The sequence below is a fragment of the Pantoea sp. Pa-EAmG genome, assembly GCF_030024295.1.
In the GTDB taxonomy this organism is placed as follows: Bacteria; Pseudomonadota; Gammaproteobacteria; order Enterobacterales; family Enterobacteriaceae; genus Pantoea; species Pantoea dispersa.
On sequence record NZ_JASEWO010000184.1, the window covers coordinates 1 to 8,399 of the forward strand.

Here is an 8,399-nt window from a genome sequence, read left to right on the forward strand (position 1 = left end):
AATACAGTTCACCATTAGGTGTCATTGACACATTCTCTTTCTGCAATCCAAATGGTAGATAACTGCCATGATGAATTTTCACCTTCTCGTAATCGATACGGTTGCCGAATACCGTTCTGGCCAGGGCGATTTCTCCGGTGGTCAGTTTTCTGACGGAATCATCGTCCTGCTTCTTGTCGTCCTTCTTTTTCTTCTTGCTGGCATCATGAATGGTCATTCCCTGCCTCCGGATTAGCGTTCAGCCGCGTCTGAAAATTCAAGCCCAATCCCTTCTTCCTCATTCCAGCCGAGAGTCAGGAGGTATGGTTTCTGTTTCGCGGCCATGTGGGTCAGCAGTTGCTGGCTCAGCACCGGCAGAATTTGTTGGTTGAGCAGGCTATCGACGTTGCGCGCCCCCGTATCCGGCAGCAGGCAGGCGGCGGTCAGCGCGTCATAGAGACTCTCATCAATCTGCGTGGTCAGGCCGTAGTGACGATGCAAGCGCTTGCTGACCTGTGACAACTTCATTTCCACGATGGTGCGCATGGCGGGCTCACTCAGAGGGCGGTAAATCACGGTCTGGAAACGAGCCAGCAGAGCCGGCTGGAAGTGGTCGCGTAAAATCGGGCGCAGCAGTTCATGCAGGTCGCCTTCAGTGGCTTCCGGCTGCTCATCGAGCAGTTGCATCAGGTGGTCACTACCGAGGTTAGAGGTCATCAGAATAACGGTATTACGGAAGTCGATTTCACGCCCTTCACCGTCGCGCATAAAGCCACGGTCGAAAACCTGATAGAACAGGTTCATCACGTCGCGGTGCGCTTTTTCCACTTCATCCAGCAGCACCACACTGTACGGGCGCTTGCGCACCGCTTCGGTGAGAATGCCGCCCTGTCCGTAACCGACGTAGCCCGGCGGTGAGCCTTTCAACTGGGACACGGTGTGCGGCTCCTGGTACTCGGACAGGTTGATGGTGATGAGTGACTTCTCGCCACCGTACAGCACGTCCGCCAGCGCCAGCGCGGTTTCCGTTTTACCTACGCCACTCGGGCCAACCAGTAGGAACACACCCTGCGGGCCATTTTCTGACGTCAGGCCGGTCTTCGCCGCACGCAGGCGCTGGGCGATAGCCTCAAGGGAAACATCCTGACCGACGACACGGCTGCCGATTTCATTTTCCAGGGTCAGTAGTTCGATCTGTTCGTCTTTCATCAGGGAAGAGAGCGGCACGCCAGTCCAGTCGGCAATCACGTTAGCGACCGTACGGGTGTCGACATCCACCTGAATCAGCGCGTCATTTTGTTGTTCTTCTGCCAGTTGCTGTTGCAGGGCGGCAATTTCCGCCTGATGGCTGATATCCTGGCGGCTGGCCATCAGCTGTTGGGCTAGCAGTTTTTCATCGGTAAAGCGGGTTTCCTGCTGTAGCAGAGTGCTTTGCAGTGCGTTGCGCTGATGCTCAATGACGCTGAGGCGGTCCCCGTGATGGCTGCTGCCGGCGGCGATATCTTCCAGCAGCGCCAGCTCTTCCAGTTCCAGTGCCGTCAGCTGCGCTTTCAGATGCACAATTTGTTCAGGCACCGTATCGATGCTCATACGTACACGCGCCGCGGCGGTATCCAGCAGGTCAACGGCCTTGTCCGGCAGCTGGCGACCGGTCAGGTAACGACGAGACAGCGTGACCGCGGCACGCACCGCATCGTCAGTAATGTGTACGTTATGGTGTTCGGCGTAACGGGATTTCAGGCCTCTGAGCATCAGGCACGCCGTCTCATCGTCCGGCTCGTCCACCTTCACCATCTGGAAGCGACGCTCCAGGGCAGCATCGCGCTCAAAATATTGTTTATATTCAGACCATGTGGTGGCGGCGATAGTGCGAAGTTCGCCACGCGCCAGCGCAGGTTTCAACAGGTTGGCCGCATCTGCGCCTCCCGCCTGGTTACCCGCGCCGATGATGGTGTGGGCTTCGTCAATAAACAGCAAAATCGGGGTGGGCGACTGCTGTACAGCATCGATGACGTTTTTCAGGCGCTGTTCAAATTCGCCCTTAACCCCCGCCCCCGCCTGCAACAGGCCGAGGTCAAGGGTGCGCAAAATAACCGGCGTCAGGCTTTCCGGCACGTTGCCTTCAGCGATACGCAGTGCAAGACCTTCCACCAGCGCCGTTTTGCCGACGCCTGGTTCACCCACCAGAATCGGGTTGTTCTTACGACGGCGCGAGAGAATGTCCACCATCTGGCGGATTTCAGTATCACGACCAAAGACCGGGTCGATTTTGCCTTCTCTGGCTTTGGTGGTGACGTCGAGGGTGAATTTATCCAGCGCATTCTGCAGGGCCGGGGTCAGCTCCCCCTCTTTCAGTTCTGCACCCACCGGACGGGCAATAAACTCCACCTCGCCACCGTGGCTCTGCGCCAGCCCTGCTTCCTGCTGCACGTCCGGGCGTTCATCCGACTGCCCATCAAGCAGCGGACGCAGACGTTCCAGTTGACTCTGCCCCATTGTCAGCAATGGCCACAGACCGTCACAGCGAACCAGTTTCTGTTTGTCAATCAGCGCCATCAGCAGATGAATGCTGCGTATTTGTTCCTCGCCGTTAAGAGAAGCAATCAGCCAGGCTTCCTGTAGAAGAGACTGAATGGCATCAGACAGCTGTGGGCGGTGGCGAACCGAGCGCGGCTGCTTGTCCAGCCAGCCCAGCAAATCCTGCCAGATGACGTCCATATCCCACTCGTAGCGGCGTGCCAGCACCGTCAGATCACCTTCTCCCTGTTCGAGCAGCTTCAGCAGCCAGTGCTCCGGCAAAATTTCCGCATGAGTGCGGGTCTGGCAGAGCGACGCTGCGCCTTCCATCGCACGGGCACAGTAAGGGTTCAGACGTCGCAACAGGATGGCTGGATTTTCCATGAATCTCTCTCTTTGTCGGTTCCTGGACACGCTACCGCCCATCGCTGTTTCCCGTGAAGGGGACCAAAGCGCATATGGTCAGGCTGGCAGTTAGTGGTTTTCTTTGCTGAAAGCCCGTTACGTCCAGGCACTCAGCAAAAAACTGCGGACAGGGTCCTGTCCGCATGCGACTTACGCGGTGGCGCGTTCGTTCCAGGAATCGGAATGAATGATGTTGCCGTCTTTGTAGGTCCAGGTGATTTTTTCGTAACGCAGCTCGATCTGCTCGAGGTGGTTATGCTTCTCGAAAGAAGGATCCTTGATGTCATGCATCACCGGATTCACTTTCACCACTTTCACGTTCTCGAGTTTGGTGTTGAAGTACTCAACTTCCTGACCCGCGTCGTTGATTTTGTACCACTTGAATTCCGCAGACTTGAGGGTCTGACCGGTGGTCACCGCCTTGTACAGATACGGGCTGGACGAGTCGATTTCCTTGGTGAACAGGAACGGGGTGTGGATGCGGGTACCGGTCAGCTTGCCGGTGTTGTTGTCGGTCGGGATGTACAGGTTATGCTCCTGAGCGACAACTTCGATGCTGCCTTCACGATCCTGAACGTCCACGGCCCCTTTAATGTCCGCGCCGCCGTCGTCTTTCAGCCAAAGATAAACAGGAATTGCCATGAGAGTTACTCTCCATTTGATTGTGATACGTCATCATCCTGCGATGACGCTGGGGTTATGCCGGATATCTGACAGGCATTGGCCTGCGGTACCAGACTGATTTCGACACGGCGGTTGAGCGCGCGCCCATCCGGGGTGTCATTGGTTGCGATCGGCCGGCTCTCGCCATAGCCCTGCACCGCAAAACAGCTTTCCGGTACATCACCGGTATCACGCATCCAGTTGCGCACCGCTTCGGCACGCTTAAGTGAAAGCGTCTGGTTCAGATTTGGATTGCCTGTGTTGTCGGTGTGACCTGACACCACAATCAGCCAGCCCGGCTTCGCTTTGATACCGACCAGTGAGTTGACCAGCATTCTGGTGGACCCGGCTTTCAGCGCCGATTTGCCCGAATCGAACAGCGACATGCTGTCAAGGCAAAGGGTTTTCGAACCCTGAATGATTTTCTTGATGACCGGTGGAGGCGGTGGCGGTGGAGCCCAGTCGCTGATGGCGGCCTCAACAGGCGGCACCAGGCGTAGCCCCTGATACAGACCCAGGCGATAACGCAGTGGCTCCCCGCGACGCGCCCAGTCGTCCAGCAATGTACCATCGGCTCTGAGGCGCTGCTGCGCCCGCAGTTTCGGGGCAACAGGCTTCCCCGTCAGCTGCTGATACAACGCAAGGTGATCGCCAACATTACGAATGAGACGCTGGTTATTCATCCAGGACGCCAGCATGGCCAGTGCCAGAAAAATCCCGCCCAGTAATCCGGCATAACGCCAGAACACCATCCTGCGGCTGACGCCCCGTCGGCGCGGCAACGCCGGCATCAGCAGTTCAGGCAGCGGCAGTGGCTCGGTGGTTACGGCGGCATCCGGTGGCAGCGTCGTCACGGAAGTGATGTACTGTTGCCAGAGATTGCCCGCGATACCGCTCACCGGCACCATGCACATACCCTGCACGCAGGGCTTCATCACCGGCAGTTCACCCTGGCGAACCGACAGCAGGTCATTCACCTCGCTGTTTTGCCAGGTAAGCAGACTGTCCAGCCACAGACCCTGACTCAGGCGCGAAAGGCGTCCGTCTGAACCGGTTTCCCGGACCCACTCCGTCAGTGACACATTGCCCTGACCGGGCTGATACACCTGAATACCGCTTCGCTGACTTACCGTGGTAAACCAGACGGGTTCTGCCTGTGCACAGGCCACGGGGGGCGATACCCAGGTCGCGACCCACAGCGGGGGGATAGTGCCAAATGCCGCACGGCACTGGACGGCAGCACGCTGCCAGCCCCGAAGATTCTGGGTAAAATCATCGCCGGAGGTGTGCTGTTCAGGTACCACCGCCAGCATGACGGAGATTTGCGACACCTGAGCCGGACGCACCAGGCTCAGGTGTTGTGCCAGGAGTGGCAACTGCTCCGCATCCTTCACCCACAGATACCAGCCCTGTCGGGTTTCCCGGTGACGGGAGCCGGACACAAACAGTGGGCTGTTGTCGCCACAAACAAGGATCACCGCACCCTGAAAATCTTCCGGCGGCAGGTTTTCATCCACAATTTCCCGGACAGCGGTCGCCCGTGCCTGAGAAGCCCGGCGCTGACGCCAGAGCATCACCCCGGACACCAGCACAACCAGCAGACTGAGTGCCACACGGCTGCCCGAGGACAGTGGCCAGAATCCCAGGATGAGCCACAGCGCCAGTACAGCACCCAGGGCAGTTAACAGACTTCGGTACGCATCCCGCATCGCTTACCCCGGCCTGACGGTCTGGCTTACCAGTTCGGTAAGCGAAGACGAAAGGAAGAACCAGAGCGCCACCAGGGCGACAGCGGCCACAACCCAGCTCAGCCAGTACCCGCGACGGCCGCTGCGCAGGCGTGATGCCCGAGCAACAATGGGAGCGTCCTGTGCCAGCGTAAAGGCCGGTACCCGTTCCGCAAGAGCGCGAACAATATCTTCCCGACGCTCATCATCCTGGGCACGATATTGCCCCACAAACCCCAGTTGCAGAGTCCGGTGCATACAGATCAGGACGGCGGCGTCAGGGGCGGTTTCTTTCAGCAGGTCCCGGATCCTTGCCCACAACTCCTCACCGGCATTGAGAGTGCCAAAGAAGTGTGCCTGCAGCGGGTCACGCCGCCAGGTCAGATAGCCATCATCGGTGGTTCCCCGGTTCATCACGCTCTCATCAAGCAGTGCACACAGGGCATACACCATATGGTCACAGCTGATGTCGCTGTAACCTGCCTCCGTGAGCGCCGCTTTTGCCTCCTGCACCAGACGGCAGGCCCGACGATAGAGACCTTCCCCGTCACGAACCTCCTGTCCGCCCCGCAGCTGGCTGGCCATCAGCCAGCCGGGGTAGAAAATACGCTCAATTTGACTTATTTCTGATGTATTCATGTGCGCAGCACCGCAAAGAGTTCAAGTTTCACATCCCCCAGTGAGCGCGGGGTATAGAAGGTGCAGCTTCCCGCTTCCAGCATCGCCCGCGCTGCCTCACTACTCAGATCCAGCGAGAAATACTGGTTCTCAAAGCGTAACGGGATAGCGGCCGGCACATGGGTCAGCGGCCTGATAACCATCCCGCTCAGAGCCACATTCACCACATCCGACACATCTTCAAAGCTGCCCGCTTTACACAGCTGCGGGAATTTAGTCTGAAGCTCATGGTTCGGCATGGAGGAACGTACGGAGAGGTAGAAATCCGCCCCTTCGCGCAGACGCGCATCGTGCAGGGCACCTTTCCAGATCTGATCCTGATGCTCCAGGTGGATACTCACCACCCGTGACGGCAGGCTCGCTTCCAGCAGCTTATCGAGCAGTGCCAGCAGCGGCGGGAATACCCGCTCCGGTGCATCGTGCTGGTAAGCAGGAATATCGCCGGCGTCGTGCTCAAGTGAGAAAGTCAGCAGGCTGCCGGCCAGACGGGTCAGTTCGCGGTACAGCAGTTCCGGGTGACGCTCAGGCGTCTGAAGCAGTTCCGTCAGCACCGGCTCGGCGCTGTTCAGGGCATTGAGCAGCCAGAACAGGGAGACATCCGCGACCGCAAAGTCGGCCATCCGCTCATTGCTTTCCCGGCGCATGGCCATCAGGCGACGGCGACGGGCCTGCAGACGGACCAGCAGGTCACCCAGTTCGGTGGCAAGCCACGGACTGGCAGCAGCAGACAGCATTGGCGGGATAAAGGACGGGTCCCGGCTCCACTGCCCCTGTGCATTACGCACCAGACGGGCCACCGGACAGGTCAGGTATGCTGCGTTTTCCTGGCTGGACAGACGCAGGGTCAGCGCATGACGCAGGATCGCAAGCTCCCCGCTTTCATGGCCGGCCAGTTCCTGCACCACCACACGTTCGGCTTTCCAGCGACGCGGGCGTTCACTGTCCTGGCCGTTATCAAGGTTGCCACCGCTGGCGCTAAGCAGCGGCAGTGCGGCAACCACCTCAACAGCCTCAGAGCCGTTTGCGGCAGACAAATCACAGACCGGCGGAATATTATCCGCCAGATCCGTATCAACAATCGTGCCATCCTGGAAACGTACGACCAGACGGGTGGCGTTCAGGCGCGAGAGCGCCAGTGCTGCATCATCAAATTCTGCCGCCACCACGCCCCAGGGATGAGAAAACCCCATCCGGGCGACCATGTCGGTAACGTATTCACTCCAGCGTGCCTGCTGCTGGAATTGTTGCGGGGCCAGAGCGGCCCCATCCTCCCAAAGTGGGCGGTAAATTTTCATCCCTGATTTCCCCTCGCCTCAGGATTTGGCTTTCGGCATCTGGGAAACCAGCGACAGATTGACGTCCATCCCTTCCACCTGGAAGTGCGGGATCGCGTACAGCTTCACGCGGAAGAAGCCCGGATTATCCTCGATGTCTTCCACCACCACTTTCGCGTCACGCAGCGGGTGTGAAGCCTGCAGTTCGTCGCCCGGATCGGTCATTTCGGTCACCAGACTGCGCACCCAGGTGTTGAGCTCCAGCTCCAGCAGACGACGGTCTTTGGTGGTGCCGATATTTTCGCGCTGAATCAGCTTCAGGTAGTGCGCAATGCGGGACAGCAGGAAGATGTATGGCAGACGCGCATTGATACGGCTGTTGGCCGTCGCATCGGCGGTGTCATACAGGGCCGGTTTCTGCGTGGAGTTCGCCGAGAAGAAACAGCTGTAATCGCGATTTTTGTAGTAGGACAGCGGAATGAAACCGAGGTTGGCGAACTCAAATTCGCGTGTTTCCGGGATCATCACTTCTGACGGGATCTTCACCTGATTGCCGGTGCCCAGATCGTACAGATGAATAGGCAGGTTCTGAACGGCACCACCGGCCTGAGGGCCACGGATTTGCACGCACCAGCCGTTGTTGATGAAGCTGCGAACCATGTTAGACGCAAAGGCAAACGAGGCGTTGGTCCACAGGTATTTGTCATGATCCGGGCCTTTCACTTCTTCCACATAGTTGAAGCTGCGCACCGGCACGGTGTCCGGGCCATACGGCAGGCGACCCAGCACGCGCGGCATCACCAGACCGATATAGCGGGCATCGTCCGTCTCGCGGAAGGATTTCCACTTGATGTATTCAGCGCGATCGAAATAGTTACCGATATCCTTGATGGCCGCCACCTCTTCCATGCTGTCTTTCAGGAAGAATTTCGGTCCCGCGGAACCGATAAACGGCATGTGGGCAGCAGCAGCGACCTTTGAAATGTTGCGCAGGAGCGCGACATCCTGCGCAGACGCATCAAATTCGTAGGCGGAAATCAGCGCAGCGATAGGCTCTCCACCCGGGGTGTCATACTCATCGATATAGGTGTGTTTATACAGTCCGCTCTGGATAATTTCCGGGCTGTCTTCGAAGTCCTGACGCAGGTCATCTTTG

6 protein-coding genes and 1 pseudogene are annotated in these 8,399 nt (G+C 58.3%); all 7 read right to left on the reverse strand.

Going from position 1 to position 8,399, the window contains the following annotated elements; genetic code table 11:
• Positions 1-217, reverse strand: a pseudogene (locus QMM04_RS18800) (type IV secretion protein Rhs); the annotation flags it as partial.
• Positions 218-231: 14 nt separating this feature from the next.
• Positions 232-2,880 carry a type VI secretion system ATPase TssH gene (gene tssH, locus QMM04_RS18805; protein ID WP_282996749.1) on the reverse strand — a complete coding sequence of 883 codons (2,649 nt, stop codon included), beginning with the start codon at positions 2,878-2,880 and terminating at the stop codon, positions 232-234.
• A gap of 171 nt (positions 2,881-3,051) precedes the next feature.
• Positions 3,052-3,543 (reverse strand): type VI secretion system effector Hcp, encoded by a 492-nt coding sequence (hcp, locus tag QMM04_RS18810; protein ID WP_282996750.1) that lies wholly within the window; start codon positions 3,541-3,543, stop codon positions 3,052-3,054.
• A 5-nt stretch (positions 3,544-3,548) separates the two neighbouring features.
• Positions 3,549-5,273 (reverse strand): OmpA family protein, encoded by a 1,725-nt coding sequence (locus tag QMM04_RS18815; protein ID WP_282996751.1) that lies wholly within the window; start codon positions 5,271-5,273, stop codon positions 3,549-3,551.
• A 3-nt stretch (positions 5,274-5,276) separates the two neighbouring features.
• Complete coding sequence (gene tssL / locus QMM04_RS18820) at positions 5,277-5,930, reverse strand: type VI secretion system protein TssL, short form (protein ID WP_282996752.1); 654 nt, start codon at positions 5,928-5,930, stop codon at positions 5,277-5,279.
• Positions 5,927-7,264: a type VI secretion system baseplate subunit TssK gene (tssK, locus tag QMM04_RS18825; RefSeq protein WP_282996753.1), complete on the reverse strand. Its 1,338-nt coding sequence runs from the start codon at positions 7,262-7,264 to the stop codon at positions 5,927-5,929. Before tssK ends, tssL begins: the two co-directional genes overlap by 4 nt.
• Before the next feature lie 18 nt (positions 7,265-7,282).
• On the reverse strand, positions 7,283-8,399 hold a 1,117-nt coding region (tssC, locus tag QMM04_RS18830), incomplete at its 5' end, for a type VI secretion system contractile sheath large subunit (protein ID WP_282996754.1).

Bases quoted from the DNA above. Each gene is read 5' to 3' on its own strand.
- tssH (WP_282996749.1), bottom strand. From the start codon at position 2,880: ATGGAAAATCCAGCCATCCTGTTGCGACGTCTGAACCCTTACTGTGCC.
- hcp (WP_282996750.1), bottom strand. From the start codon at position 3,543: ATGGCAATTCCTGTTTATCTTTGGCTGAAAGACGACGGCGGCGCGGAC.
- QMM04_RS18815 (WP_282996751.1), bottom strand. From the start codon at position 5,273: ATGCGGGATGCGTACCGAAGTCTGTTAACTGCCCTGGGTGCTGTACTG.
- tssL (WP_282996752.1), bottom strand. From the start codon at position 5,930: ATGAATACATCAGAAATAAGTCAAATTGAGCGTATTTTCTACCCCGGC.
- tssK (WP_282996753.1), bottom strand. From the start codon at position 7,264: ATGAAAATTTACCGCCCACTTTGGGAGGATGGGGCCGCTCTGGCCCCG.